Below are 26,481 nucleotides of genomic sequence, written 5' to 3'. Positions count from 1 at the left end.
ATAGTATATTTTTTATTAATATTGTTTTTTAGTTAATATTTACCCTGTGGCGATGAAGCAACATCGAATTTTAGCCATGGTCGTGCCACTAAAATTTCACAATTTGGCTCTTGAGAATCCGCATTTGATTGTCAATTTCTCCGTCAACCGGGCGGGTTAATTGCAAATTCCCCGATGTATCAATTTAGGACCGCGAGGGTCCGGAACATCGGTTCGTAAAGGAGACTTTTATGCGTACTCTCATCACCACCCTCATGGCATCTGCCGTATCCCTCATCGCCTTCTCCGCTGTTCAGGCTGCTGATGCGATCGACGAAGTGCCGGCCGCTCCGGCTGCTGAATACAACGAACCGGCCGTCAAGAACTGGTCGGGCGCCTATGTTGGTGGTACGGCGAACTGGGCCCGCGGCGAATACGACGCGACCGGCGGACGCGGTGCTGCCGGCTTCGGCGGCGGCCTCTATGGCGGTTACAACATGCAGAGCGGTAACATCGTTTACGGTGCGGAAGCCGATATCAACTACGGCGACAACGACACCCGCAACCGCGCACGCCGCATGGAGCAGGGCGTCAACGGTTCGGTCCGCGGCCGTGTCGGTTATGACCTGAACCCGGTTCTCGTCTATGGTACGGCCGGTGTTGCTGCAAGCAGCGTCAAGGCAACGGCTAATGGCGGCGGCTCGGACAAGAACACGCTCATCGGCTGGACGGCCGGTGCCGGTGCCGAAGCGTTTGTGACCGACAACGTCACGGCACGCGTCGAGTATCGTTACTCCGACTACGGTTCGAAGGATTTCGGTATTGGCGGCGGGCGGGTTTCGTCTGGCTACGACGAACACAGTGTTCGCGTTGGTATGGGCGTCAAGTTCTGATCCATGCGATAAGACTGACAAAAAGGCCGGAGAAATCCGGCCTTTTTGTTATTTAAAATTAGTAGTTTGTAGACATGTCAGGCTTTGAACTGTCCGTAGTCCGGGAAGAACTTTTCGAATTTCTGCGGCCAGTTCTTCAGTTTCGGGCGGCCCTTCTGCCACTCGCCGGCAAACCGGACTTCAATATAGCGCAACAGGGCGGCAAGCGCGAAATGGCCCGCATGCAGCTTGGCGCCGGTCTTCGGCAGGTTGGCATTGAGATAGTCGAGGCCGCGGCCTGCCTTTTCCCACTGACGGTCGATCCAGGGCTGGTGGATTTTTTCCGGCGGGTGGACGCGCTTTTCATAGACGATCGCCAGCAGGCAGTCGCAGATGCCGTCGCAAAGCGCCTCCAGGATTTCCACGTCGGTCCGCTTTTCCGCATTGCGCGGATAAAGCTTGCCCTTCGTCTCGCGGTCGATGAAGTACATGATTGCCCGGCTGTCATAGATCGCCTTGCCATCGGGGGTGACCAATGTCGGAATCTTACCGAGCGGGTTGTTGGCGATCAGGTCCTGTGGGGTGCCGTTGGTATCGGTCAGGACGCCTTCGGCAGCGAGACCGGCGTAGCGCGCAGCCATGCGCACCTTGTTGGAATAGGGCGAGGTGGGGGAAGAGTAGATTTTCATGCGTGCTTTCTTTCGTTGAACAGTCAAATTTTTGAGTGAACTAAGGGGTAGCTGGAAGTTCCAGGTTTTTCGCCTTGCAGCCGGCCCGATCTATCTCGCCGCAGGCGCGGAAACTCAAATCCTTGTTGAAGCATATGCGGATTTCATCGACGCGGCCGGACGCGCAGGTAACAGCGAGCGCATCGTTGCGCAGGCCCGGATTGGCCGATGTCAGCGCCGTCTCGATTTGCGCGGCATTTGTTCGCTGGCTGGATCCGACCGACTGCAAACTTTGCGGTATCGCCACTCTTTCGCGGGCAGCGCGCAGGACGGTAAAATAGTCCTTCTGGCTCAGGCCCGAGCAGGAGCCGTGTTTGCGCCACTCATGACCGATCAGCCCCATTGAGGGCATGATGTCGAACAGGGGCCGTCCAAGGGCATCCGGCACACGGTCGGATTCCCTTGTGCGGCAGAATTCCGGGTATCCCCGTTCGTTCTGCGGCCAAAGCCCGTGAACGATAAAACCGTGGTTGTTGTCCGGGTCGCATTGCATCGAGCGTCCCGAGGGATCGTTGTCCAGGCACCAGCTTGGCGACCACGACAGCGACAGGACATAGAAGTCGAAACCGCTGCCTAGCGGTACGGAAGTCGTTTTCTGACGCGTACCGGTGCCCGGCGTGCCGATGATCGGCGTGTTGGCGGCAGTAGTGCCGGAAGCAGGCGCGTCTTTTTTAGGCTGCGGGGATTTCTCCTCGCCGCTACACGCGGAAAGTGCCAGTAAGCCGGCAAGCGCAATAATCACACAACGGAAACGATGCATCGCAGCCGTCACCGCAACGACGCGCATTGCGCGCCGTAAACATACCAGGGATCAAGGCCACTCAGGCAGAACTCGATATTCGAGCCGATACCGGCAAAGCCGAAGTCGCGCTCGATCAGATACCAGAGCGCCCGTTTTTCGCCGTCGCTGGTGATGGCGGTGGCGCGGCAATATTCACGCTGGACCGGTCGGGTCTTGTCGCGCAGTTCAATGCGCTTTTGCCGGGTGTCGCGGATTTCGGCGATGGCGATATCCATTTTTAAATAATCTGCAGCCCGGCTGCCGAAGCCGGATGTAATGAAGTCGAGTACTCCGGGGCTTCCGCAGGCATCCGAGACGTGGGCCATGCCATAGTTGAGATGATCGGACGCTTTTGCCGCCGTTGCACCAGATACCATTGCACCAGATGCCAGCGTGGCGAGTGAGAAAACGACGGTGCGCACAAGCATGGCTGTCATGATCCTCTCTCCCAGCGAACCGCAGATTGCGTCTCTTGCGCGCCGGCCGTCAAGCCCCGTTCAATCCCGCTCTTGTTCAATCGCGCTTGCTCAGTCTCGTTCAAGCACTTCCTCGCCGCGCAGCCAGAAGGCACGGGCCGAGGCGTGGCGATCCTGCTTCAGCCGGTCCTTGAGGAAGGGGAGCAGGATATCCAGTTCGCCCTTCAGCGTGAACGGTGGATTGACGATGATCAGACCGGATCCCGAAAGCCCGGTCGTGTCGCGGTCGCTGCGGACAGACAGTTCGGCGCAGAGCATCTTGGGGATTTCCAGTGCCTTGAGCGCGGTGTGGAATTCGGCGATCGGCGCACCTTGCTTCAGCGGATACCAAAGGCAGAACGTGCCGCCGGAAAAGCGCCGGTAAGCCTTGTGCAGGCCGTCAACCAGCCGCTCATATTCGCCTGATATCTCGAACGGCGGGTCGACCAGCACGATGCCGCGTTTTTCCTTGGGCGGCAGATGCGCGCCGAGCGCCAGCCAGCCATCCAGTTCGGTGATGCGGCTCTGGAAGTCGCCGTCGAACAGGCGGCGCAGCGTCTCGTAGTCGTCGGGATGCAGCTCCATTGCCGACAGCCGGTCCTGCGGCCGCATCAGCATGCGGGTTAGCTTCGGAGATCCGGGATAGAGCGTCAGGCCGCCATCAGGGTTGAGGTCGCGTATGGCAGTGAGATAAGGCTCGAGAATGGCCTTTGCCTTGGCCGGAATGTCCGTGTCGAGAATACGGCCAATGCCATCGACCCATTCGCCGGTCTTTTGCGCTTCCTCGCTCGACAGGTCATAGAGGCCGATACCGGCATGGGTATCGAGCACGCGAAATGCCTTGTCCTTCTGCGCCATGTAGACGATCAGCCGGGCAAGCACGGCATGCTTGAGGACATCGGCGAAGTTTCCGGCGTGATAGATGTGACGGTAATTCATTCGCGTCCCTTACGTCCCGATGAAATATTGGAATGGATGGCCAAGGGGACTGTGAGACCCTTTCGCGATGCCATATAGAAAAGCCATGAACGTTGCGACCCCTATAAAACCAGAAAAGTCCGTCGGCCACACTGTCTGTCCGCACGACTGTCCCTCCGCCTGCGCGCTGGAGGTCGATGTGTCTCCCGAAGGCCGGATCGGCCGGGTGCGCGGCGCCAGCGCCAATACCTATACGGCCGGCGTGATCTGCGCCAAGGTCGCCCGTTATTCGGAGCGCATCTATCATCCCGGCCGTCTGATGGTGCCGCAGCGCCGCAAGGGCGCTAAGGGCGACGGCCACTGGCAGCAGCTATCATGGGACGATGCGCTCGACGAGATTGCCGGTGCGTTCGTCAAGGCCGAGCAGCAATACGGCTCCGAGGCCGTCTGGCCCTATTTCTACGCCGGGACGATGGGGCAGGTACAGCGCGATTCGATTGACCGCCTGCGTCACGCCAAGAGGTATTCCGGTTTCTTCGGCTCGATCTGCACCAACCTGGCATGGACCGGGCTGGCCATGGCGATTGGTTCGTTGCGTGGCCCCGATCCGCGCGAGATGGCGAAATCCGATTGCGTCGTCATCTGGGGCACCAATGCGGTGGCGACTCAGGTCAACGTCATGACCCATGCGATCAAGGCCCGCAAGGATCGCGGCGCCAAGATCGTCGTTATCGACATCTATGACAACCCGACCGTCAAGCAGGCTGATATCGGGCTGGTGCTGAAGCCCGGCACTGACGCGGCGCTCGCCTGCGCCGTCATGCACATTGCCTTCCGCGATGGTTATGCCGACCGTGCCTACCTTACGAAATACGCCGATGATCCGGCAGGGCTTGAAAACCATCTGAAGACGCGCACGCCGCAATGGGCCTCTGACATCACCGGGCTTGCGGTGGACGAGATCGAGGCGTTCGGCAAATTGGTTGGCACGACCCCGAAAACCTATTTCAGGCTGGGATATGGGTTCACCCGTCAGCGCAATGGCGCGGTCGCCATTCATGCGGCTGCTTCTGTCCCGACCGTGCTCGGCTCTTGGCAATACGAGGGCGGTGGGGCGTTCCACACCAACAACGATATCTTCAAATTCGACAAGCGCGAACTAATGGGCTCGGCCATGCTCGACCCGGATATCCGCATGCTCGACCAGTCGCAGATCGGCCGGGTGCTGACCGGCGATGCGGAAGCGTTGCGCCATCGCGGCCCGGTCACGGCGATGCTGATCCAGAACACCAACCCGGTCAATGTCGCGCCGGAACAGCGGTTGGTGAAGCGCGGCTTTCTGCGCGATGATCTGTTCGTTGCCGTGCATGAGCAGTTTATGACCGATACCGCCAAGGTCGCCGATATCGTGCTGCCGGCTACCATGTTCCTCGAGCACGACGATCTCTATCGCGGCGGCGGTCATCAGCATATCCTGCTCGGTCCCAAGGTCGTCGAGCCGCCATCGACCGTGCGCACCAACCTGTTTGTCATCGAGGAACTGGCAAAGCGTCTGGATGTTGCGGACAAGCCCGGTTTCGGCCTTACCGAGCGTCAGCATATCGACCATATCCTCGTCAACCACGGCACCGATTTCGAAGGGCTGAAGCGCGACAAGTGGCTGGATATCCAGCCGGATTTCGAGACGGCGCATTTTGTCCAAGGGTTTGGCCATCCGGATGGAAAATTTCGTTTCAAGGCAGACTGGATCGGGACACCCGCGCCGAACCGGCCGCCCAAGGCGCTCGGCGTCTTCGGCCCGCATGCCGAGCTGCCCGAGTTTCCAGACCATGTCGACCTGATCGAGGTTGCGACACCCACCCATCCGTTCCGGCTGGCGACCTCGCCGGCCCGGTCCTTCCTCAATTCGACCTTTGCCGAAACGCCGTCCTCGCTGCAGAAGGAAGTCCGCCCGGAAGCGATGATCCATACCGATGACGCCGAGGCCCTCGGCATTGTTAACGGCGATATCGTGCGGATCGGCAACGAGCGCGGCGAAATCCGCCTGCATGCCAAGCTTGGCGGCGGCGCACGGCGTGGCGTCGTCATTGCCGAAGGGCTCTGGCCCAATGATGCGCATCTGGATGGCGAGGGCATCAACGTTCTCACCGGAGCCGATGCGGCAGCCCCTTATGGCGGTGCGGCCTTTCATGACAATCGCGTATGGATGCGCAAGGATTAGCAGGTAATGACGAAATTTAAGAATGCGAAGGTCGACGTCCTCAAGGACGAGACGCTATCGAAAAACTGGTACCACCTGCGCAAAGTGACCTTCAACTATACTGGCTCCAACGGCACCACCAAAAAGCTGGAACGGGAGGTCTATGACCGTGGCAACGGCGCCACCATCCTGCTTTACGATCCCAAGCGTGACAGCGTCGTTCTAGTGCGGCAGTTCCGCATCCCAGCATATCTCAACGCTCATTCCGGCTGGTTGCTGGAAACACCGGCGGGGCTGCTCGACGGCGACCATCCGGCCGAGGCGATCAAGCGCGAGGTGATGGAGGAGACCGGCTATCTGGTGACGGATGTGCAGCCGCTCTTTCATGCGTTCATGTCGCCCGGTGCGGTCACCGAAACCGTCCATTTCTTCGTCGCCATCATCGACGCAACGGTGCGCGCCGAAGACGGTGGGGGTGCCGCGCATGAGGACGAAGATATCGAGGTCCTGGAAATCCCGCTTGCCGATGCCATGGCGATGATCGGCAGTGGCGAGATCTGCGACGGCAAGACGATCATGCTGCTGCAGTGGGCGATGCTGAACAGAGGGAAATTGAAGTCGGCAGATCCAAGCAGTGCATGAGGGCCAGGATAAAGCCGCGGGCGGAGATAACTCAGCCCGCCGCTGATGCCGCCTTATCACCATCCATCCGCACCTTGCCTTCGCCAACCAGCCGTAGCGCTGCCGGATAGGACATGTGCTCTTCGACGAGCACTCGGGCGGCGAGGCTGTCGGCAGTATCGCCCGGCAATACCGGGACCTTGGCCTGCAGGATTACCGGCCCTTCGTCCATGCCTTCGGTGACGAAATGCACGGTGCAGCCTGCCTCGGTCATCCCGGCGTCGATGGCCCGCTGATGCGTGTGCAGGCCGGGGAAGAGTGGCAGCAGGGACGGGTGGATGTTGATGATCCGGCCCTCATAGGCATTGATGAAAGTGGCGGTGAGCAGCCGCATGTAGCCGGCCAGGCAAATGATGTCGGGCGAAAGCGTTTTCAGCGCCGACAGGATCGCTGCTTCGTGCGCGTCCTTGCTTTCATAGTCCTTCCGGACAAACGAGAAGGTCGCAATACCAAGAGCGGCGGCCTTGGCGAGCCCGCCCGCATCCGCCTTGTCGGAAATGACGGCAACGATTTCGACGGGGTAATCCGGTGCGGAGGCAGCCTTGACCAGCGCCAGCATATTGGAGCCGCCGCCGGAAATGAACACCACGGCTCGCTTGCGGGCCGCTTTCACCGTGTCGTTCATAGAGTAAGCGTGCCCTTGTAGATCGTGCCGGCGGCGCCTTCGTCGCGGGCGACCATGCGGCCGAGCGCAAAGACGGTCTCGCCTTCGGCCTTCAGCACCGACGTGACCTGATCGGCATCTTCAGCGGCCACAACGACGATCATGCCGACGCCGCAGTTGAAGGTGCGTAGCATTTCATTGGCGGCAACGCCGCCGGTCTTTGCAAGCCAGGAGAAGACGGAGGGGGCCTGGATGGCGGAAAGGTCGATCTCGGCAGCGAGATGCTTCGGCAGCACCCGCGGAATATTTTCCGGAAAACCGCCGCCGGTGATGTGGGCGAGTGCCTTCAGCTTGCCGGTCTCACGGATCGCCTTCAACAGCGGCTTCACGTAGATGCGCGTCGGCGTCATGAGAACATCAGCCAGCGTACCTTCGCCGAACGGCGCTGGCGCGTCCCAGGCAAGGCCCGAGAGCGAAACGATCTTGCGTACCAGCGAGTAGCCGTTGGAATGAACGCCGGAGGAGGCGAGGCCGAGAATGACATCACCTTCGGCGATATCACCGGCCGGCAGCAACTGGCCGCGCTCGGCAGCGCCGACCGCAAAGCCTGCGAGATCGTAGTCACCGCCAGCATACATGCCCGGCATTTCGGCGGTTTCGCCGCCGATCAGCGCGCAGCCTGCCTCTCGGCAACCGGCCGCAATGCCGCCGACGATGGCAGCACCCTGGTCGGGATCAAGCTTTCCGGTGGCGAAATAGTCGAGGAAGAAGAGGGGCTCCGCACCCTGGACGACGAGGTCGTTGACGCACATGGCGACGAGATCGATGCCGACCGTGTCATGCTTGTTGGCGTCGATGGCGATCTTCAGCTTGGTGCCGACGCCGTCATTGGCGGCAACGAGGACCGGATCCTTGAAGCCCGCGGCCTTCAGGTCGAACAGGCCGCCAAACCCGCCGATCTCGCCGTCGGCGCCGGGGCGCCGCGTCGAGCGAACATGCGGCTTGATCTTTTCCACCAAAAGGTTTCCGGCGTCGATATCCACACCCGCATCGCTGTAGGTCAGACCGTTCTTTCCTGGCTCGCTCATGGCTTGATCTCCGCCGGCTCGTCATATTTGGATTGCGATTGGCATGGTGGTGGCGCAAGTGCAAGCATATTGCCCGGTTTACTCCCGCTTTTTTGATGTTTTGCCCGCCATTGCCGGGCTTTTACGCCGCAGGCTTGACCATCGTCGGTGGCACATCCTATCTCAAACCCTAGAAGCGGCGCAGCGAGGCGCGGGCGGCAAGGCATCGGAACAGCGGTATGGTCAACAAATTGAGCGGCAGCGGGCTGCAGCGCCAGATCATCTTCTGGCTGCTTTTCCTTGCGGCCTTCATTGCTTTCCTCATGGTGTTCTCCACCATTCTCCTGCCGTTCATCGCCGGCATGGCGCTCGCCTATTTCCTTGATCCCGTCGCCGACCGGCTGGAGAGAATTGGCCTCAGCCGCCTGATGGCAACGATCGTCATCCTGATCGGCTTCATCGTCGTTTTCGCCTTGTCGCTGGTGGTGATCATCCCGATCGTGTTCACCCAGGCATCAGACTTCATCCAGAAGATGCCGGGCTATATTTCGATGCTGCAGGCTTTCCTGACCAGTCCCGACGCGGCTTGGCTGCCGGACTGGATTTCCAGCCAGATGGATACGATCAAGCAGAATTCCGCCAAGCTGCTCGAGCAGGGGGCAGGTTTCCTGGGAACACTGTTCCAGCAACTCTGGAACTCCGGCATGGCGCTGCTCGACATCATCTCGCTATTCGTCGTCACGCCCGTCGTCGCTTTTTATCTGCTGCTCGACTGGGACCGGATGGTGGAGCGGGTCGATAGCTGGATCCCGCGTGACCACGTCGCGACCGTGCGCCAGATCGCCCGTGACATGAATGCGACGATCGCCGGTTTCGTGCGCGGGCAGGGATCGCTCTGCATCATTCTCGGCCTGTTCTACGGTATCGCGCTATCCTTCGCCGGCCTTAACTTCGGCCTGTTGATCGGCCTGTTTGCCGGCATGATCAGCTTTATTCCCTATGTCGGGTCGATGGTTGGCCTTGTGCTTGCCATTGGTGTGGCTCTTGTCCAATTCTGGCCGGATTACCTGCATATCGTCATTATTGCAGCGATCTTTTTTGCCGGGCAGTTCATGGAAGGCAACATTCTACAGCCGCGGCTGGTCGGTAAGAGTGTCGGCCTGCATCCGGTCTGGCTGATGTTCGCGCTGCTGGCCTTCGGGGCGTTGTTCGGCTTTGTCGGGTTGCTGGTCGCGGTCCCTTGTGCTGCCGCCATCGGTGTGCTCGTCCGTTTTGGCATTGGCCGTTATCTCGACAGCACGCTCTACCACGGTCACCGTCATATTCTGACGATCGAGCCCGAACACAAAAGTCACAAGCTTCCAGAGTAACGCGTATGGTCCGCAAGTTCGAACAATTGCCGCTCGTTTTCGAGCACGAACCGCAGACGGGTCGTGACGATCTTCTCGTATCCGAGCGCCTGAAGGCGGCGGTGACAATCATCGACAGCTGGCCGCGCTGGCCATCGCCGGTGGTGATCCTGGCTGGCCCCGTCGGGTCGGGCAAATCGCATCTTGCGGCGATCTGGCGGGAAAACAGCGAAGCGGTTTCTATCCATCCAACCGCTGGCAGCAACGCTGCCGAGCTCGCGGCGGGCGGCCCGGTTCTGTTCGAGGATGCCGACCGCCAAGGCTTTGATGACCGCGCCCTGTTCCACGTCATCAACAGCGTCCGCGAAAACGGCACCAGTCTGTTGATTACCAGCCGGCTCTGGCCGATGTCGTGGCCGGTGGAACTGCCCGATCTGCGCTCGCGCCTGAAGGCGGCAACCGTCGTCGAGATCGGCGAGCCGGACGATGAGCTGCTGGCGCAGGTTCTGGTGAAGCTTCTGGCCGACCGGCAGCTTGCTGTTGATGACCGGCTGATCAGCTATATCGTTGCGCGCATGGAGCGTTCGCTCGCATCCGCCCAGACGATTGTCGAAAGGCTGGATCATCTGGCGCTGGCGCGGGGCAGCCGCATCAACCGGGCATTGGCTCTGGAAGTGCTCAGTACCCTTGGAAAGACACGCGAAATCGATTGACTGTCACAGTTCCGTCGTCAAACTGAGCTAGCTGCTTCGAGAAAAGCAAAAAAAGGCGGGCTGGGACATGGACACTGCGACATCTGCAACGGCTGCAAACGTGCCGGTGACCGAGGAAATCGATCTTCTGACCAGTCCCGAGCGCTTCATAAACCGCGAATTTTCCTGGCTGCAGTTCAATCGCCGCGTTCTCGAGGAAACCCTCAATACCGCCCATCCGCTGCTGGAACGCGTCCGTTTCCTGTCGATCTCGGCTGCAAACCTCGATGAGTTCTTCATGGTGCGCGTTGCCGGTCTCGAAGGGCAGGTCCGCCAGGGCGTGGCCGTACGCAGCCCGGATGGCAAGACGCCGGCCGAGCAGTTGCAGGATATTCTCAAGGAGATCGACAATCTCCAGATGGAACAGCAGGCATCGCTGGCCGTGCTGCAGCAATATCTGGCCAAGGAAGACATATTGATCGTCCGGCCGATCTCGCTGTCGGTACAGGATCGCGGATGGCTTGCCATGGAGTTCGAGCAGTCGATCTTCCCGGTCCTGACGCCGCTGTCGATCGATCCCGCCCATCCGTTTCCGTTCATTCCCAACCTCGGCTTCACGATGGGCCTGCAACTGGTGAGCACACGCGGCCGCGAACCGATGACGGCGCTGTTGCGCCTGCCTGTCGCGCTGGATCGTTTCATTCGCTTGCCCGACGTAAAGTCGGTGATCCGCTACATCACGCTGGAAGATGCCGTCAGCCTGTTCATCGAACGGTTGTTCCCGGGATACGAGGTGAAGGGCTCCGGTACGTTCCGCATCATTCGAGACAGCGATATCGAGGTCGAGGAGGAGGCCGAAGATCTCGTGCGTTTCTATGAGACGGCACTGAAGCGCCGCCGCCGCGGTTCGGTCATCCGCATCGAGATCGATTCCGAAATGCCGGCCGGGTTGCGTCAGTTCGTTGTCGGCGAACTTGGCGTGCCGGAAAATCGCGTTGCCGTGCTGCCGGGCCTTCTGGCCCTCAATACGCTTTCAGAGATCACAAAGGCGCCGCGCGAGGATTTGCGCTTCGAGCCGTACAATGCGCGATTTCCCGAGCGCGTCCGCGAACACGCCGGAGACTGCCTCGCCGCCATCCGCGAAAAGGACATGGTCGTCCACCACCCCTACGAAAGCTTCGACGTGGTGGTCCAGTTTCTGCTTCAGGCTGCGCGCGATCCTGACGTTCTGGCGATAAAGCAGACACTGTACCGCACCTCCAACGACAGCCCGATCGTGCGGGCGCTGATCGATGCGGCCGAGGCCGGCAAGTCCGTAACGGCACTGGTCGAGTTGAAGGCGCGCTTTGACGAAGAGGCCAATATCCGCTGGGCGCGCGATCTGGAACGCGCCGGCGTGCAGGTCGTGTTCGGCTTCATCGAGCTGAAGACGCATGCCAAGATGTCGATGGTGGTGCGCCGCGAAGAGGGCAAGCTTCGAACCTACTGCCATCTCGGCACCGGAAACTATCACCCGGTCACTGCGAAGATCTACACCGACCTGTCGTTCTTCACCTGCAATCCGAAGATTGCCCATGACATGGCCAATATCTTCAATTTCATCACCGGTTACGGCGAGCCGGAGGCGGGCATGAAACTGGCGATTTCGCCGCATACGCTGCGTCCGCGCATCCTGCAGCATATCGACGAGGAAATCGTTCATGCTGAGGCTGGCCGCCCGGCGTCGATCTGGATGAAGATGAATTCGCTGGTCGATCCGGAAATCATCGATGCGCTCTACCGCGCCAGCCGTGCCGGTGTCGAGATCGATCTGGTGGTGCGCGGCATCTGCTGCTTGCGGCCGCAGGTTCCCGGACTATCCGACAAGATCCGCGTCAAATCGATCGTCGGACGGTTCCTGGAGCATTCCCGCATCTTCTGTTTCGGCAACGGCCATGGGCTTCCCTCCGAGCACGCGCTCGTCTATATCGGGTCTGCGGACATGATGCCGCGTAATCTGGACCGGCGGGTGGAGACCCTTGTGCCTCTCATCAACCGGACTGTGCATGAACAGGTGCTGTCGCAGATCATGCTGGGGAATCTCATCGATAACCAGCAGAGCTACGAGATTCTTCCTGACGGAACGTCCCGGCGTATGGAAGTCGCCAAGGATTCCGAGCCGTTCAATGCGCAGGTCTATTTCATGACCAATCCCAGCCTGTCCGGGCGGGGCGAGGCCTTGAAATCCAGCACGCCGAAGGTAATTGCCGGCTGGGATAGCGGCCGCAGAAGATAAAACTGGAATTGCATGGTAGAGTCTGAAGCCCAGGGGCGTTTGCCTGGTATTGCCCCCGTCTCCGTCGTGGACATTGGGTCGAACTCGATTCGATTGGTGATCTATGAGGGGCTGAGCCGGTCTCCGGCCATTCTGTTCAACGAAAAAGTCATGTGCGGTCTCGGCAAGGGCATTGATGCGACCGGCCGGATGGACGCTGAAAGCGTCGAGCGGGCGCTGAAGGCGCTGCATCGGTTTAGGGCATTGTCGACGCAGGCGCGCGCCTCCACGGTTTTCGTGCTGGCGACGGCTGCCGCGCGCGATGCCTCGAATGGTCCTGATTTCATCCGCAGGGCCGAGATTATCCTTGGTCAGAAAGTCCGTGTGTTGACCGGCGAGGAAGAAGCCTATTTCTCCGCCCTCGGCATCATCAGTGGCTATCACGACCCGGACGGCGTTGTCGGCGACTTCGGTGGCGGTTCACTGGAGCTCGTCGATGTCTTCGGCCCCAAGGTCGGCAAGGGCATCACCCTGCCGCTTGGCGGTATCCGTCTGTCGGAGCATGCAGAGGGATCGGTGGTCAAGGCCCGCAGCCACGTGCGCCGCTACGTAAAGGGCGCCCAGGTTCTGCAGAACACCAGCGGCCGTACATTCTACGCGGTTGGCGGTACCTGGCGGGCGATCGCCAAGCTGCATATGGAACTGCGCAATTATCCGCTGCACATGATGCAGGGCTATGAAATCTCCTTTGACGAAGCCATGGCCTTTCTGCCCGAGGTGATTGAGCCGAAGGATATGAAGTCGCCGGCTTATTCGCATATTTCGAAAAGCCGCCGTGTGCTTCTGCCGTTCGGCGCTGTTGCCCTGCAGGAAGTCATCGCCCAGATGAGGCCGTCGGTGATTTCATTTTCGGCGCTTGGTGTTCGCGAAGGTTATCTCTATTCACTTTTGTCCGACACCGTGCGGGCGCACGATCCGCTGCTGGCTGCCGCGCGCGAAATTGCCATCCTGCGGGCCCGCTCGCCTGAACATGCCCGCGAGCTGGCCGACTGGAGCGGCAAGATGGTGCCGCATTTCGGGATCGCTGAGACTGAGGAAGAGGGGCGTTACCGTCAGGCTGCCTGCCTGCTTGCCGATATCAGCTGGCGCGCCCATCCGGATTATCGCGGCCTGCAGGCGATCAACATCATCGCCCACAGCACCTTTTCCGGCATCACCCATGCAGGCCGCGCCTATGTCGCCCTTGCCAATTATTATCGTTTCGAGGGCCTGAACGACGACGGCGCAACCGAGCCGTTGGCCGCGATCGCCACGCCGCGTCTGCTGGAACTCGCCAAGCTTCTCGGTGGCCTTCTGAGGGTGGTCTATCTGCTGTCGGCGTCCATGCCGGGCGTCGTGCGCAATCTCGATATCCGGCCATCCGCTTCGCCAGACCTCGATCTGGAATTCATCGTTCCATCCGCCTACTCGGAATTTGCCGGCGAACGGCTCGATGGCCGCCTGCAGCAACTTGCCAAGCTGACAGGCAAGCGGATTGCATTCCGGTTCGAGTAATATTCGCGTTGTAATTGCAAGCGCCGCCTGTATATTTTCTCCGCTGTGGAGCGGTTTTCCGTTTTTGGAAAGCGTGATGGAGGAAGTTGATGGCGACGTTTAGTTATGCGGACTTCGGCGGTAGCGTCGATATGTTGGCGACGAGTACTGCAGGTCTTTTCGACTATGATTTCTCACAGATTTCCCCCACACACATCAAAGTCTACGATAACGCTTCGTATTACACCTCCTTTATCGGTACGGGCTTCAAAGGTACGTCGAGTTTCGGACGGCTTACCGACATAACGGCTGGAACGCTGACCGGGATCAAGGTCGTGGTCGGCGGCAAGGATGCATTGACGGTCACCGGCCTCAAACTCTCAGCCGCCAAGGTGGCCGATACGATTTTTGCCGGTAATGATGCAGCATTCATCGATCTGGTTCTGTCGGGCAACGATGTGATCAATGGCACGAAATATTCGGATGGTCTCGTCGGCGGCCGCGGCAACGATACGTTGAACGGGAATGGTGGCGACGACAACCTGATGGGTGGTGCCGGTGCCGATAAACTTGTGGGTGGAACGGGCAAGGACACGGCCTATTACTTTGCAGCGGCAAGCGGCGTGACCGCCAATCTCGCGAAGAGTTCTGTCAACACGGGTGAAGCAAGAGGCGATACCTATTCGTCCATCGAGAATCTGGTCGGATCCCGTTTCGCCGACAAGCTCACTGGCGATAGTGGCATCAATGTCCTGGCGGGTGCAGGAGGAAATGATGTTCTCGATGGTGCTGCCGGCAACGACAGAATTTATGGCGATGCAGGCGCGGACAAGCTGACCGGCGGTTCGGGCAAGGACACATTTGTGTTCCGTGTAGCCTCCGACTCGACATTATCGGCCGCTGGCCGTGACACGATCCTTGATTTTTCCGGCGCAGGCGGCGACAGGATCGATCTGTCGGCGATCGACGCCAATAGCAATACTGCCAAGAACGACGCCTTCACCTATATCGGCACTCAAGAATTTCACGGCAAGGCGGGTGAATTGCGCTATGTCAAACAGGGCTCGGAGACCTTCGTCTACGGCGATATCAATGGCGACAAGACGGCAGATTTCGCCATCCGTTTTGACGACGTGCTGACGTTGTCGAAGGGCTATTTTATCCTCTGAGGCAGGTTTGCCCATCTGAGTGAGGCGCGAAAGGCCCCGCAATTGATTTTGCGGGGCCTTCGTCTGTCGCAGATGGTGATTTTACTTGGCGTTCAGGAGTTCACCCACTTCGAGCAGCACGAACTCGTTGTCGTCGGCCTTGTCGAGCAAGCGGCCGGCCGAGAACGGCAGGTTGTTGTCGTTGCCGACGATGATGTGGGTGTCATCGACGCGATCGACGTTCTCGATGGTGACGAACGGCATGTCGTAAAAACCTTCGCCGCCGCCCTGACGCTTCTTGTTGTCGGGATCGGCGATCTTCAGGAGGTCGATATAGCCGATCTTGCGCACGGCCTTGCCGGCGTTTTCGTCGGTCATCTCGATCTTGTAGATGCGCTTGACCTTGGAACCGACGGCAAAGCAATCGGCTGCCGGTGCTTTCGGATCGGCGCAGGCCTTGTCGACGGTACCTGCTCCGTTGTCACGCTCGATCACCAGCGCAGTTGTGTCGTCGAGCATGTTGAAATCGCCGATCGCCTCGCCGCCTTCAGCCAGCGGATAGAGCCAGCTGCGGCCGGTCCAGGCCTTCGACGCGACATCGAGTTCGATGATGCGCAATGCCGGGCGGCCTTCGGCCTGTTCCACGGTTTCAGCGTCGGTCCAGAGCGGACCTTCGAGCAGGCCGTATAGCTTGCTGCCGTCCTTCGACATGGCAAGGCCCTCGTAGCCGCCGGAGCGCTTGACGTTGAGTGCAGGCATCGGCTTGGACGGATCGGCCTGAACGGCGAGCGTCGGGTTGTCGGGTGACATGACGGCCTTGCCGTCAACGGTGGTGGCGATGACGTCGGTCAGCTTGCCGTCGAGGTCGAATTTCAGGATGTAAGGCCCGAATTCTTCGCCAACCCAGAAACCGTCGGCGACCGGCTGGATCGATTCGACGTCGAAATCGGCGCCGGTCAGGTAACGCTTTTCGGCGCCTTCCATGACGATCGGGAAGGGAGCCTTCTTGTCGGGATCGGAAAGAAACAGGGTCTTTACGGCTTCGACCTTGCCGGCATCCCAGTCGATCTTGATGTTGTGCAGCATCAGCATCGCGTCGGAGGAGTTCAGCTTCGAGCCGAAACCGTTGTCGGACATGCTCCAGAAGGTGCCATCAGGCATGGTCTTGATGCCGGAAAAACCCTGCATCGGCTGGCCGTCGAAGGGCAGCGACAGACCGGTGAGGCGCACACCATCCTTGCCGGGAACGGTGCCGAGCGCCTCGGTGCGCTTGCGATCTGCAGTGGTGAACTTGCCCGATGTCTTCAGGTAGTCGGCCGCATCCGCAGGCGCTGCAATGATCGTGTTGGCCGGCAGAATGGCGTGGGCGGCGAGCTTGGCCGGGAAGACGGTGTCTTCGGCAAGAGCGGCCGATGTCATCAGAAGGTTGAAAGCCACGGAAGCGAAGAGAGCGTTTTTCATCATATCCCCATTGAGCGGTTGGTCGAGGCGTACCGCTTAGCAGGGCATTGATGTCGGCGAATTGACGGCTGGATGAAGCTTTGGTGACGGCTGAGGAACGAGCCGTTACTCCGCTGGAACGCGCAGATCGAACGCGGGCGCCATTTCAAGTTTTTCCTGTTGTCTCAAGGCCATGACGCCCAGTGTTTGACCACGGCCCTTGACGGCGTGATCACCGAGATCCTCGACTTCAATTGTCGCCGGCAGCCGGATCCGCTGGGCGAGTTCGGTTGAAATCAGCACCTGCCGGCCCAGCGACTTGCACAAGGATTCCAGCCGCGCGGTGGTATTCACCGTATCGCCGAAGAAGGTGATCTTGTGATGATCGACGCCGATTTCGGCGGTGATGATAAAGCCGCCGTGCAGGGCGGCGCGCAGCCGCGGGACCTGGCCGAAATTCTTGCGCCAGGTGGCTGCATTGGCTTCGATATCATCGAGGATATCGAAGATGCAGCGAACACAGCGCGCAAATTTGACGCCGCGTTCCAGCGGCCATGTGACGATCGCGGCATCGCCGACATAGTCATCGATCGCGCCCCGGTGACGCCGGACCGGTTCGGCAAACGTGGCAAATAGGGCCTTCAAAAACTCCTGCGCCCGCAGGTCGCCATGCTTCTCGGCAAAGGATGTGGAATCGGCAAGGTCGATGAACAGGAAGACGCGCTCCTCCTTCACCGGCCGGCGGTAGCGGCTGATCAACATGCTGGTGAAAACATCGCGCCCGAGCAGGTCACGGACACGCAGGATGAAGACGATCAGCGCGCAGACGGCCAGCGCATAGAGGAAGACGTGGAACGGCATGACAAGGACGTCTGCCAGTGATCTCGGCTCGATAAATTTCAGCGCCCACATCAACAGAGCTGCTGCAGCATAACCGGCGCTCATCAGTATTTCATAGATCACCAACGCCACGGCGATGTAGGCGATTGTGGGAAGCCGCTCGATCCGCCGGTACAGTGGGCGCAACAAGATCCGCCGCTCGAAGGCAATCATGGGCACGCCCATGAACACGGCGAAGACCGCGCCGATGATCATCGGCTCACCCGGAAAGGCGATCAGGCCGTAAATGACACCGCTCAAAGCCATGCCAAGCGTGATCAGCAACCAGTTCTCTGTCGGGGATATTTCTCTCATGAATCAGCTCCGCTCCCCCGGGCTTGCAGGCATTGTTCCATTTGAGCAGGTCGGGTCAAGCAATTTCGTGTAACGGTTTGTGGCGCTTCATGTCCGGCCGCACAGGCTCGCCCAGCGGCCGGGTGTCATTCCGTGGGTCTTCTTGAAATGCCGGGTGAAATGCGCCTGATCGGCAAAGCCGGTATCGAGCGCGATCTCGACGAGGCTTTTGCCGTTGCCGATCATTGCCCGTGCCCGCTCGAGCCTACGCATCACCAGGTACCGATGCGGGCTGGTGCCAAGGGCCGCGCGGAATTGCCGGGCAAGGGTGAACCGGTCGAGGCCGGTGATGGCCTCGAGCTCATCGGAGTTCACCTGGCGATCGGAATGCGCCTGCAGAAAGTCGCAGGCCCGGCGGATGGCAGTCTGGTCCGCCCGTTTCATCCGCGCCTTGCCGCCACCATCCGAATGCCGCAGCAGGGCGTCGGCAATGCCGGTCAGCATCTCGTCCAGCTGCAGCCCGCCGATGGCACCATCCAGATCGTGCATCACCCCCGCCAGATGGGCAGCAAAGGTGCGGTCGGCGATGACGGGTGAGGGCACGAAGGGCAGGCCGCGCGGCGTGTCGCCGAGCGCCTCTGCCAGCATTTCCGGCGGCAGGTACATCATCCGGTAGCGCAGCCCCTCGTCGGTTCCGGCCCCGCCATCATGCAGTTCGTCGGGGTGGAGCACGATGATGTTGCCAGGCTGGCTGTAGCGGACCATGCCGCGATAGCGGAAGGCCTGCACGCCTTGCAGCGTTAAGCCGAGCGCATAGGTGTCGTGGCGATGCGGTTCGAAGGCGTTGCCATGGAAATGCGCCTCGATTCGCTCGATGCCGCCGGAGACGGGAGCGACCTTTATGCTGTCGGACATCGCCGATGTGCACGAACGTTCAAGATCGCCCTTGCCGGCGCAGGCTAAGGAGGCCCCGGACGTTTCAAGCGTCCTGTTCCCAAGAGTGGAGTTGGCATTCATGTTCGATACCAAATTTGCAATCGTGCTGCGCGAGGACCTGGCCGTCTGGCAAAAGCTGAACGTCACCGCGTTCCTGACCAGTGGCATCATTGCCGAAAAGCCCGGCATTATCGGCGAAGTTTACCGCGATGCCGATGGCAACGTCTATAACCCGCTGAGTATTCAGCCGGTCATCGTGCTCTCCGCCGACGAAAAGACCATGAGCACCATTCATCGCCGGGCGCTGGAGCGCGAAGTGAAAACCTCGCTCTATGTCGAGGAAATGTTTTCGACCGGCCATGATGCGGCAAATCGTGAGGTGTTTTCCCAGTTCGGACCGGACGATGCCAAAGTTGTCGGCATTGCGCTACACGCCGACAAGAAGATCGCCGACAAGATCACCAAGGGGGCAAGGATGCACCCCTGATAAAATTGCTTAAAGCTCGACGGCTTCGATCTTGCGATCGACGAAGCGCAGGGCGACTTCGCCGTTGATCAGCTTCAGCGCGGTGTCGCCGAACAGCTCGCGCCGCCAGCCCTTCAGGGCGCCGACATCGGCCTTCGGGCCTTCCGAGGCGATCCGCTCCAGATCGTCGCTGTTGGCGATGATCTTGGCGGCAACACCTTGCTTTTCGGCGATCAGCTTCAGCAGAACCTTCAGCATTTCACCGGCGGCCTGCGCGCCTTCCGGCGCCTGGTTCTGGCGCGGCAGCTTCGGCATCTCGGCCTTCGGCAGTTCGAGGGCGGCACTGACCGCCTCAAGGATTGCGGTGCCTGCCGCCGACCGTTCCCAGCCCTTGGGGATGGTGCGCAGGCGCGAGAGTGCCTCGACGTCCTTTGGCTGCTGCTGGGCGATCTCGTAGAGGCCGTCGTCCTTGAGGATGCGGCCGCGCGGAACGTTGCGGTTGCGCGCTTCGCGCTCGCGCCAGGCGGCAACCTTCTGCAGGACAGCAAGCTCGATCGGCTTTTTCAACCGCATCTTCAGGCGCTGCCAGGCATCGTCCGGATGGATGTCGTAGGTTTCCTTGGCCTCGAGAATGGCCATTTCCTCTGTCAGCCACAGCGAGCGGCCTTCGCGCTCAAGCTCGGCCTTCAGGTGCAGGTAGACATCGCGCAGATGGGTGACGTCGGCCAGTGCATAGTCGAGCTGCTTTTCCGTCAGCGGCCGGCGGCTCCAGTCGGTAAAGCGCGATGATTTGTCGATATGGACGTTCTTGATCCGGCTGACGAGCTGGTCGTAGGAAACGCTGTCTCCGAAGCCACAGACCATCGCGGCAACCTGCGTGTCGAAGATCGGGTGCGGGATCAACTTGCCGAGATTGTAGATGATTTCGATGTCTTGGCGGGCCGCATGGAACACCTTGACGACATTCGTATTGGCCATCAGTTCGAAGAATGGCGCAAGATCGATATCCTTGGCCATCGGATCGACGATGACGGCAATGTCCGGCCCGGCCATCTGGATCAGGCACAACTGTGGCCAGAAGGTCGTTTCGCGGAGAAATTCCGTATCGATCGTCAGGTATTCCCCGCTGGCCAGCGTTTCGCAGGCGGCGGCAAGTTCGGCGGTTGTCTCGATCATCAAACTTCAATCACTGTGGCGGAAATGCGGCCGTTAAAAACTCACCCGATGTATCCCTTCGCGCCCGGTGCCACAACGAAAAAAGCTCAGACGACGCGGAAATATCCCGACATGCCGGTCTTCTGGTGCTCGATGATATGGCAATGGAGCAGCCAGTCGCCGGGATTGTCGGCGACGAGACCGAGTTCAGCCTGTTCATCCGGCAGAAGCAGGATCGTGTCCGTCGGTGGCGGCAGGATCGTACGCTTGTTGGAATTGAGAATTCGGAAGCTCAGTCCGTGCAGGTGGATCGGGTGTGCATGCGGGGTACGGTTGCGAACCTGCAGCACATAGCTTTTGCCGAGCTTCAGCTCGGAAACCGGTGCGCCCGGATCCGGCGTATCGCCCTGCCACGGCACCTTGTTGATCGCCCAGAATGTATATCCAATGGTGCCGCAAATGCTTGGAACCGGTGCATGTTCAGCCGTTGCGGTGAAATCGAGCGGGATGCGGGTCGCCGTTGACAGATCGGCTTCGGCAATCGGATTGGAGGGCAACGGTTTTACGTCGCGGATATCGCGTTTCAGCGAAGCGCCGGTCGCACGCAGCGTGGCAATCGTGAAGGGGTTGGAGCCACGGAGATTGCCGAGCCTGACCTTAGCGCCTTCGTCGTCCGGCATGCGCACGACGAGTTCAACACGCTGGCCGGGACCGAAATCGAGGAGATCGAGCGGGTAGGGCGCGTCGACCGGATTGCCGTCGAGCGCCATGACCAGGGCTGGCGCACCTTCTGCGGCAAGCGAATAGATGCGCGTTACGTCCGTGTCTGCGATCCGGATACGGACAAGGCCGCCGGCCGGCGCATCGTAGCTCGGCGCCTGCTCCCAGTTGGCGGTACGCACGGTGCCGTAGGTGCCGCCGCGTGCGGCATCGCGCGGCTTGAAGGGTGCGATGAACGCACCGCCGGTGCCGAGCCGCCAGTCGCGTAGGTTGAGCACGATCTCGGCATCGAACACCGGATCGGCCGGATCCTCGACGACGATGACGCCGGTCAGCCCGTGGCCCATCTGTGTCAGCGTGTTGCAATGCGGATGATACCAGAAGGTGCCGGCATCCGGCGGCGTGAAGGCATAGTCGAAGCCGTCGCCGGGATAGACGTAAGGCTGGGTCATCTCCGGTACGCCGTCCATGGCGTTGACGATGCGCAGGCCGTGCCAGTGGACCGTTGTCGGTTCGTCCAGCGCATTCACCAGCCGGGCGGCGAAGGGCTGGCCCTTCTTCATGCGGATCACCGGCGGCATGCCGGTGGACGGCGCTTCGCCTGTTCCGTAGGTCATGATTTTCGGCGTGATGCCGTCGCTGGCAATCTGTGCCTCGGTGAATTGCGCCTTGAGCAGCAACGGTGCCGGGGCGGCAATGCCGTTGCGCGCCGCAAGTCCGCCGCCGACGGCGAATGAGGCAGCGGCCGCAGCCGATCCTTTCAGAAGTGTACGGCGGCTGATAATCGGCATGGACAGGATTCCGGAGATTGAGATGTCCCGGTTTAAACTTGATGAAGGCATTCATCAATTGGCATTTGCGCGCATCTTGCCGCAGCCCGCAGGTTCTATTTCTTGTCGCCGGGCTTTGCCGCCAGCTTGTTGAAGAAAGAGGAGGTGCGCAAGAGATTGCGAAACCGCATGGAGCGCTCGCCGGTTGGCACGGCGCGCCGGGCGGTCATGCGCTGCAGCGTGTAGAGCATGAAGGCCGCCAGCACCGCCGCGGTATAGATGAACAGCGCCTGCGGCCCGAAAATGTCCAGCATGAAAGAGGCAAACAGTGGGCCGATGATGGCGCCGCAGGACCAGAAGAACAGCATGCCGGCCGAGACCAGCGCGTGCTGCCCCTCCGCGGCATGGTCGTTGGCATGGGCCGAACAGAGCGAGTAAAGCGGCATGGCGAAGGCGCCGAAGATGAAGATACCGATGAAGTTCAGCCATTCGTCGCTACCGGCATAAAAGGCAAGAAAAAGCCCGGCCAGCAGCGAGCCGAAGGTGGCGAACAGGATGATCAGTCGCCGGTCCAGCCGGTCGGAATAGAGGCCGAGCGGATATTGCAGCACCACGCCGCCGATGATGCCGACGCTCATGAATGTGGCAATCGCCGTGATCGACAGGCCGATGCCCTCGGCATAGATCGGTCCAAGCGAGCGGAAGGTCGAATTGGTAAGGCCAACGACGATGCAGCCGATCGTGGCAAGCGGCGAGATGTTCCAGAGCGCCTTGATATCGAACTTGATCGCTTCCGGCGCACCGGGGCTGGAGCGGTCGGCAAAGGAGATCGGCACCAGCGACAGGGTGAGCGCCATCGACACGATGGCAAACAGCTGGAAGCCCTCGATCCCGACGGTAGGGATCAGGTATTGGGCCGCTGTCACCGAGCCGAGATCGACCAGGCGGTAGATCGACAATGTGCGGGCGCGGTTGGAATTGGTCACGCGGGCATTCAGCCAGCTTTCGACGGTGGCAAAGAGGCTGGCAAAACAGATGCCGGCAATCAGCCGCATCAGGAACCAGAACCACGGATCGATCAAAAGCACCATGGCCAGTGAAGCGGCCGACGCAATTGCCGCCATGGCTGAAAATGTGCGGATATGGCCGATCGAGCGCAGGATGCGCGTCACATAGATGCAGCCGATAGCAAAACCGATATTATAGCCGGTGCCGACGAGGCCGATCAGCGAGGTCGAAAACCCCTCCTGCAGGGCGCGCAGTGAAATATAGGTCCCCTGAAGCCCGTTGCCGCCGATCAGGATGCCGGCCGTGATGAGGAGGGGGATGAGGGGACGAAGCTGCGACATCGAAGAAAAATCCGGATTTCGGCGGCGACTCGGATGCATTTTGAGCACCGAATACGCTTGTAGCTGCCTCTCTGGGGCGAAGACAGCATGGATTCACCGATTTTCCCTGCCGGATCGGAATTTTGGGAAAACAGAACGAGGCGTTCACATCAGGCAGCTGTCAACCGGTCACGCCCTGCACGTTTTGACTGGTAGAGGCCGTCGTCCGCGCGCTTGAGGAGATCGTCGCAGGTCTTGTCCGCGCGGGAAAATTCGCTGAGACCGCCGCTGATCGTGATGGACAGGTTCAGCGTCCGTGTCAGTTCGGATGAAATGCGCTGGCGCAGACGATCGGCGACCAGATGGCCGTGGTCACGCCGCATCGACGGCATCAGGATGACAAATTCATCGCCGCCGATCCTTGCCGCAAAATCGCTACCCCGCAGAACCTCCTTGCAGGCGTTGGCGATTAGCACGAGGACCTGGTCTCCGGCCGGATGACCGTAGACGTCATTGATATGCTTGAAGTTGTCGACGTCGAACATCAAGGCGGCGGTGGGATGATGGTCCTGCCGGAACAGTTCGAAGCGGCTGTCGAGAACATCCATCAGTTTGCGCCGGTTGAAAAGTCCCGTCAGGGCATCGGTTTCGCTCTGCAGGCGCAACCGGGTCTCGATGGCGTTCTTCTCGGTGATGTTGCTGGCAACCCAGACCACCGCATCCTCTCCGTCGACCGGAAAATCGAGCGCCTGAATGCGTCCTTCAAACCAGATGGGATGGCTTGGTCCGGTGTCCTGCAAGCCTTTCACATCGCTGCCCGCCAGGCTGTATTCGACGATGTGAAGAACCCTGGAATCAAGTGCATGCCGGATTTCCCCGGCGAACCATTCGGCCTTGTCTTCATTGAGAACGTCAAACACCGTCTGTCCGACAAGGGAACTGCCGTCGTGGTAATACCGGTGGTCCGATCCACCGAATAGCGCCGCATAGCGGCCGCTGCGGGTCAGGATGAAGGCGGGGTCCGGTAAGGCGGACAGGATGAACGTGAGTTGCTCGCGGGAGAAAAGCGTGCCGCTTTCCTTCTGTGTGACCAAAGAGAGAAGGCTCGGTGAGGCACTCATGAATCCTGCTTCCAACGCTCGTCGTTCATTGCATTGCCGGGCATCGTGTTTGCGATGCATCGTATCGCTTGAATGTGATGGTAGTCTGAAATTCCTTCGAAACACTCAACGCAGAGCAATTGCCGGCGAGGTTACTACCTGCCGTTCTGACGCCGTTTATGGGGCAAGCAGTTCTTTGCATAGGACAGCTGAGTTGTCCCGGCCTTGACAAATCGGCCCCACCATGCGCTTTTCCGCCCGATTTTGACGCTGCCGCAGCGCGCTTTGGCGTGGCCGCGCGGCCCCTCGGTTCCAGGATATTATCATGCATCGTTACCGCAGCCACACTTGTGCCGCTCTCCGCAAATCCGATGTCGGCCAGACCGTCCGCATCTCCGGCTGGGTCCACCGTGTCCGCGACCATGGCGGCCTGCTGTTTATCGATCTTCGCGATCATTACGGCATGACGCAGATCGTCGTCGATCCCGACTCACCGGCCTTCAAGGCGGCCGAGACGGTGCGCGGTGAGTGGGTTATCCGCATCGACGGCACCGTCAAGGCGCGCTCGGACGAGACCGTCAACAAGCAGATGGCGACCGGCGAGATCGAACTCTACGCACATGAGATCGAAGTGCTCTCCGCTGCCAAGGAATTGCCGCTGCCGGTGTTCGGCGAGCCGGACTATCCGGAAGACATCCGTCTCAAGTACCGCTTCCTCGACTTGCGTCGCGAAACGCTGCACAAGAACATCGTCAAGCGTTCGCAGATCATTTCCGACATGCGCCTGCGCATGAACTCGGCCGGTTTTGCCGAATATTCGACACCGATCCTGACGGCCTCGTCGCCGGAAGGCGCCCGCGACTTCCTGGTGCCGAGCCGTATTCATCCCGGTACGTTCTTCGCGCTGCCGCAGGCGCCGCAGCAGTACAAGCAGCTCCTGATGGTGGCCGGTTTCGACCGCTACTTCCAGATCGCACCGTGCTTCCGCGATGAAGACCCGCGCGCCGATCGCCTGCCGGGCGAATTCTACCAGCTCGACTTGGAAATGAGCTTCGTTACCCAGGAAGATGTCTGGGACACGATGGCGCCGATCATGACCGGCGTGTTCGAGCAGTTTGCCGAAGGCAAGCCGGTTACCAAGGAATGGCCGCGTATTCCGTATGATCAGGCGATCCGCAAATACGGCTCCGACAAGCCGGACCTGCGTAACCCAATCGAGATGCAGGCCGTCACGGAGCATTTCGCCGGTTCCGGCTTCAAGGTATTCGCCGGCATGATCGAACGCGATCCGAAGGTCGAGGTCTGGGCAATCCCGGCCAAGACCGGTGGTTCGCGCGCGTTCTGCGACCGCATGAATGCCTGGGCGCAGTCGACCGGCCAGCCGGGCCTCGGCTATATCTTCTGGCGCAAGGAAGAAGACGGCACGACTGCCGGCTCCGGTCCGCTTGCCAAGAACATCGGCGAGGAACGCACCGAGGCGCTGCGCACGCAGCTCGGCCTCGAAGCGGGCGATGCCTGCTTCTTCGTCGCCGGCGATCCGGCAAAATTCTACAAGTTCGCAGGCGAAGCCCGCACCAAGGCCGGCGAGGACCTGAATCTCGTCGACCGCGACCGGTTCGAACTGTGCTGGATCATCGACTTCCCGTTCTACGAATGGAGCGAGGAAGACAAGAAGGTCGACTTCGCCCACAACCCGTTCTCGATGCCGCAGGGCGGTCTGGAGGCCCTGCAGACGCAGGACCCGCTGACGATCAAGGCCTATCAGTATGACGCAGTCTGCAACGGCTTCGAAATCGCCTCGGGCTCGATCCGTAACCAGTCGCCGGAATTGATGGTCAAGGCATTCGAGCTGGTGGGCTTGAGCCAGACGGACGTTGAAGAGCGTTTCGGCGGTATGTACCGTGCGTTCCAGTATGGTGCGCCTCCGCATGGCGGCTGCGCCTTCGGTATCGACCGTGTGGTCATGCTGCTGCTCGGCGCCAAGAACCTGCGCGAGATCACGCTGTTCCCGATGAACCAGCAAGCGCAGGACCTGCTGATGAACGCACCGGCCCCGGCCATGCCGAAGCAGCTTGCGGAACTGTCGCTGCGCGTCATCCCGCCGCTCAAGAAGGACTGAGCGAAAGCATCTG

Annotated in this window: 23 protein-coding genes; 10 read left to right on the top strand and 13 right to left on the bottom strand. The window is 60.3% G+C overall.

The annotated features are described in order from the left end of the window. Positions 1-230 precede the first annotated feature (230 nt). The gene (locus ASC96_RS06500) at positions 231-872 is read left to right on the top strand and encodes an outer membrane protein (RefSeq protein ID WP_060502215.1); all 642 of its coding nucleotides are present in this window, start codon (positions 231-233) and stop codon (positions 870-872) included. 77 nt (positions 873-949) lie between these two features. On the opposite strand, the gene ASC96_RS06495 is transcribed toward ASC96_RS06500, so the two are convergent. The 4 genes from ASC96_RS06495 to ASC96_RS06480 all read right to left on the bottom strand — a co-directional run bounded on the left by ASC96_RS06495 (position 950) and on the right by ASC96_RS06480 (position 3,754). Continuing rightward, positions 950-1,540 (bottom strand): glutathione S-transferase, encoded by a 591-nt coding sequence (locus ASC96_RS06495; RefSeq protein ID WP_060502214.1) that lies wholly within the window; start codon positions 1,538-1,540, stop codon positions 950-952. Positions 1,541-1,580: 40 nt separating this feature from the next. Next, positions 1,581-2,339: a ribonuclease gene (locus tag ASC96_RS06490; RefSeq protein ID WP_060502243.1), complete on the bottom strand. Its 759-nt coding sequence runs from the start codon at positions 2,337-2,339 to the stop codon at positions 1,581-1,583. 8 nt (positions 2,340-2,347) lie between these two features. Further along, the gene (locus ASC96_RS06485) at positions 2,348-2,797 is read right to left on the bottom strand and encodes a hypothetical protein (protein WP_060502213.1); all 450 of its coding nucleotides are present in this window, start codon (positions 2,795-2,797) and stop codon (positions 2,348-2,350) included. Between the two features lie 90 nt (positions 2,798-2,887). After that, positions 2,888-3,754 (bottom strand): 23S rRNA (adenine(2030)-N(6))-methyltransferase RlmJ, encoded by an 867-nt coding sequence (locus ASC96_RS06480; protein ID WP_060502212.1) that lies wholly within the window; start codon positions 3,752-3,754, stop codon positions 2,888-2,890. Between the two features lie 67 nt (positions 3,755-3,821). On the opposite strand from ASC96_RS06480, the gene ASC96_RS06475 reads away from it, so the two are divergent. Next, complete coding sequence (locus tag ASC96_RS06475; RefSeq protein WP_060502211.1) at positions 3,822-5,954, top strand: molybdopterin oxidoreductase family protein; 2,133 nt, start codon at positions 3,822-3,824, stop codon at positions 5,952-5,954. A 6-nt stretch (positions 5,955-5,960) separates the two neighbouring features. Further along, entirely contained in the window at positions 5,961-6,575 is a 615-nt protein-coding gene (locus tag ASC96_RS06470) for an NUDIX domain-containing protein (RefSeq protein WP_060502210.1), read from the top strand. A gap of 31 nt (positions 6,576-6,606) precedes the next feature. Here the strand turns inward: ASC96_RS06470 and purN are convergent, their stop codons facing one another. Both purN and purM read right to left on the bottom strand, forming a co-directional pair. Then, positions 6,607-7,227, bottom strand: a complete 621-nt coding sequence (gene purN / locus ASC96_RS06465; RefSeq protein WP_060502242.1) for a phosphoribosylglycinamide formyltransferase — start codon at positions 7,225-7,227, stop codon at positions 6,607-6,609. An 8-nt stretch (positions 7,228-7,235) separates the two neighbouring features. Next, on the bottom strand, positions 7,236-8,306 hold the full coding sequence (gene purM, locus ASC96_RS06460) for a phosphoribosylformylglycinamidine cyclo-ligase (RefSeq protein ID WP_060502209.1): 1,071 nt from the start codon (positions 8,304-8,306) through the stop codon (positions 7,236-7,238). Between the two features lie 218 nt (positions 8,307-8,524). On the opposite strand from purM, the gene ASC96_RS06455 reads away from it, so the two are divergent. The 5 genes from ASC96_RS06455 to ASC96_RS06435 all read left to right on the top strand — a co-directional run bounded on the left by ASC96_RS06455 (position 8,525) and on the right by ASC96_RS06435 (position 15,282). Further along, positions 8,525-9,655: an AI-2E family transporter gene (locus tag ASC96_RS06455; RefSeq protein WP_060502208.1), complete on the top strand. Its 1,131-nt coding sequence runs from the start codon at positions 8,525-8,527 to the stop codon at positions 9,653-9,655. Positions 9,656-9,660: 5 nt separating this feature from the next. Further along, positions 9,661-10,347, top strand: coding sequence for a DnaA regulatory inactivator HdaA (gene hdaA / locus ASC96_RS06450; protein ID WP_060502207.1), 687 nt, complete (start codon positions 9,661-9,663; stop codon positions 10,345-10,347). Positions 10,348-10,414: 67 nt separating this feature from the next. Next, positions 10,415-12,601 (top strand): RNA degradosome polyphosphate kinase, encoded by a 2,187-nt coding sequence (locus ASC96_RS06445; protein ID WP_060502206.1) that lies wholly within the window; start codon positions 10,415-10,417, stop codon positions 12,599-12,601. Positions 12,602-12,613: 12 nt separating this feature from the next. Beyond that, positions 12,614-14,134 carry an exopolyphosphatase gene (gene ppx / locus ASC96_RS06440; protein ID WP_060502205.1) on the top strand — a complete coding sequence of 507 codons (1,521 nt, stop codon included), beginning with the start codon at positions 12,614-12,616 and terminating at the stop codon, positions 14,132-14,134. An 89-nt stretch (positions 14,135-14,223) separates the two neighbouring features. Then, complete coding sequence (locus ASC96_RS06435; RefSeq protein ID WP_060502204.1) at positions 14,224-15,282, top strand: calcium-binding protein; 1,059 nt, start codon at positions 14,224-14,226, stop codon at positions 15,280-15,282. An 81-nt stretch (positions 15,283-15,363) separates the two neighbouring features. Here ASC96_RS06435 and ASC96_RS06430 read toward each other — a convergent pair whose 3' ends face one another. From ASC96_RS06430 to ASC96_RS06420, 3 genes are all read right to left on the bottom strand, one after another. Beyond that, entirely contained in the window at positions 15,364-16,722 is a 1,359-nt protein-coding gene (locus ASC96_RS06430; protein WP_060502241.1) for an esterase-like activity of phytase family protein, read from the bottom strand. Between the two features lie 105 nt (positions 16,723-16,827). Continuing rightward, positions 16,828-17,895 (bottom strand): adenylate/guanylate cyclase domain-containing protein, encoded by a 1,068-nt coding sequence (locus ASC96_RS06425; RefSeq protein ID WP_060502203.1) that lies wholly within the window; start codon positions 17,893-17,895, stop codon positions 16,828-16,830. An 87-nt stretch (positions 17,896-17,982) separates the two neighbouring features. Then, complete coding sequence (locus ASC96_RS06420; RefSeq protein WP_060502240.1) at positions 17,983-18,789, bottom strand: AraC family transcriptional regulator; 807 nt, start codon at positions 18,787-18,789, stop codon at positions 17,983-17,985. A gap of 100 nt (positions 18,790-18,889) precedes the next feature. On the opposite strand from ASC96_RS06420, the gene ASC96_RS06415 reads away from it, so the two are divergent. Beyond that, positions 18,890-19,297, top strand: coding sequence for a DUF2000 family protein (locus ASC96_RS06415; protein ID WP_060502202.1), 408 nt, complete (start codon positions 18,890-18,892; stop codon positions 19,295-19,297). Between the two features lie 9 nt (positions 19,298-19,306). Here ASC96_RS06415 and rnd read toward each other — a convergent pair whose 3' ends face one another. From rnd to ASC96_RS06395, 4 genes are all read right to left on the bottom strand, one after another. Beyond that, positions 19,307-20,452 carry a ribonuclease D gene (rnd, locus tag ASC96_RS06410; protein ID WP_060502201.1) on the bottom strand — a complete coding sequence of 382 codons (1,146 nt, stop codon included), beginning with the start codon at positions 20,450-20,452 and terminating at the stop codon, positions 19,307-19,309. Positions 20,453-20,538: 86 nt separating this feature from the next. Next, on the bottom strand, positions 20,539-21,942 hold the full coding sequence (locus tag ASC96_RS06405) for a multicopper oxidase family protein (protein WP_060502200.1): 1,404 nt from the start codon (positions 21,940-21,942) through the stop codon (positions 20,539-20,541). 95 nt (positions 21,943-22,037) lie between these two features. Next, positions 22,038-23,270, bottom strand: coding sequence for an MFS transporter (locus ASC96_RS06400; protein ID WP_037107441.1), 1,233 nt, complete (start codon positions 23,268-23,270; stop codon positions 22,038-22,040). Positions 23,271-23,419: 149 nt separating this feature from the next. Then, positions 23,420-24,370 (bottom strand): sensor domain-containing diguanylate cyclase, encoded by a 951-nt coding sequence (locus ASC96_RS06395; RefSeq protein ID WP_060502199.1) that lies wholly within the window; start codon positions 24,368-24,370, stop codon positions 23,420-23,422. 304 nt (positions 24,371-24,674) lie between these two features. On the opposite strand from ASC96_RS06395, the gene aspS reads away from it, so the two are divergent. Next, positions 24,675-26,468: an aspartate--tRNA ligase gene (gene aspS / locus ASC96_RS06390; protein WP_060502198.1), complete on the top strand. Its 1,794-nt coding sequence runs from the start codon at positions 24,675-24,677 to the stop codon at positions 26,466-26,468. The last annotated feature ends 13 nt before the right edge of the window (positions 26,469-26,481 follow it).

The sequence above is a fragment of the Rhizobium sp. Root1204 genome, assembly GCF_001424965.1.
Classification (GTDB): domain Bacteria; phylum Pseudomonadota; class Alphaproteobacteria; order Rhizobiales; family Rhizobiaceae; genus Pararhizobium.
The sequence above is the reverse complement of the archived record's forward strand: the minus strand, read 5'-3'. Positions and strand labels throughout refer to the sequence as shown.

Excerpts from the sequence above, each read along its gene's own strand:
- ASC96_RS06470 (WP_060502210.1), top strand. The coding sequence starts at position 5,961 with ATGACGAAATTTAAGAATGCGAAGGTCGACGTCCTCAAGGACGAGACG.
- ASC96_RS06445 (WP_060502206.1), top strand. The coding sequence starts at position 10,415 with ATGGACACTGCGACATCTGCAACGGCTGCAAACGTGCCGGTGACCGAG.
- ASC96_RS06425 (WP_060502203.1), bottom strand. The coding sequence starts at position 17,895 with ATGAGAGAAATATCCCCGACAGAGAACTGGTTGCTGATCACGCTTGGC.
- ASC96_RS06415 (WP_060502202.1), top strand. The coding sequence starts at position 18,890 with ATGTTCGATACCAAATTTGCAATCGTGCTGCGCGAGGACCTGGCCGTC.
- ASC96_RS06475 (WP_060502211.1), top strand. The coding sequence starts at position 3,822 with ATGCCATATAGAAAAGCCATGAACGTTGCGACCCCTATAAAACCAGAA.
- ASC96_RS06400 (WP_037107441.1), bottom strand. The coding sequence starts at position 23,270 with ATGTCGCAGCTTCGTCCCCTCATCCCCCTCCTCATCACGGCCGGCATC.
- ASC96_RS06480 (WP_060502212.1), bottom strand. The coding sequence starts at position 3,754 with ATGAATTACCGTCACATCTATCACGCCGGAAACTTCGCCGATGTCCTC.
- ASC96_RS06495 (WP_060502214.1), bottom strand. The coding sequence starts at position 1,540 with ATGAAAATCTACTCTTCCCCCACCTCGCCCTATTCCAACAAGGTGCGC.
- ASC96_RS06430 (WP_060502241.1), bottom strand. The coding sequence starts at position 16,722 with ATGAAAAACGCTCTCTTCGCTTCCGTGGCTTTCAACCTTCTGATGACA.
- ASC96_RS06435 (WP_060502204.1), top strand. The coding sequence starts at position 14,224 with ATGGCGACGTTTAGTTATGCGGACTTCGGCGGTAGCGTCGATATGTTG.
- aspS (WP_060502198.1), top strand. The coding sequence starts at position 24,675 with ATGCATCGTTACCGCAGCCACACTTGTGCCGCTCTCCGCAAATCCGAT.
- ASC96_RS06485 (WP_060502213.1), bottom strand. The coding sequence starts at position 2,797 with ATGACAGCCATGCTTGTGCGCACCGTCGTTTTCTCACTCGCCACGCTG.
- ASC96_RS06420 (WP_060502240.1), bottom strand. The coding sequence starts at position 18,789 with ATGTCCGACAGCATAAAGGTCGCTCCCGTCTCCGGCGGCATCGAGCGA.
- purM (WP_060502209.1), bottom strand. The coding sequence starts at position 8,306 with ATGAGCGAGCCAGGAAAGAACGGTCTGACCTACAGCGATGCGGGTGTG.
- rnd (WP_060502201.1), bottom strand. The coding sequence starts at position 20,452 with ATGATCGAGACAACCGCCGAACTTGCCGCCGCCTGCGAAACGCTGGCC.
- hdaA (WP_060502207.1), top strand. The coding sequence starts at position 9,661 with ATGGTCCGCAAGTTCGAACAATTGCCGCTCGTTTTCGAGCACGAACCG.
- ASC96_RS06395 (WP_060502199.1), bottom strand. The coding sequence starts at position 24,370 with ATGAGTGCCTCACCGAGCCTTCTCTCTTTGGTCACACAGAAGGAAAGC.
- ASC96_RS06455 (WP_060502208.1), top strand. The coding sequence starts at position 8,525 with ATGGTCAACAAATTGAGCGGCAGCGGGCTGCAGCGCCAGATCATCTTC.
- ppx (WP_060502205.1), top strand. The coding sequence starts at position 12,614 with ATGGTAGAGTCTGAAGCCCAGGGGCGTTTGCCTGGTATTGCCCCCGTC.
- ASC96_RS06405 (WP_060502200.1), bottom strand. The coding sequence starts at position 21,942 with ATGCCGATTATCAGCCGCCGTACACTTCTGAAAGGATCGGCTGCGGCC.
- ASC96_RS06500 (WP_060502215.1), top strand. The coding sequence starts at position 231 with ATGCGTACTCTCATCACCACCCTCATGGCATCTGCCGTATCCCTCATC.
- ASC96_RS06490 (WP_060502243.1), bottom strand. The coding sequence starts at position 2,339 with ATGCATCGTTTCCGTTGTGTGATTATTGCGCTTGCCGGCTTACTGGCA.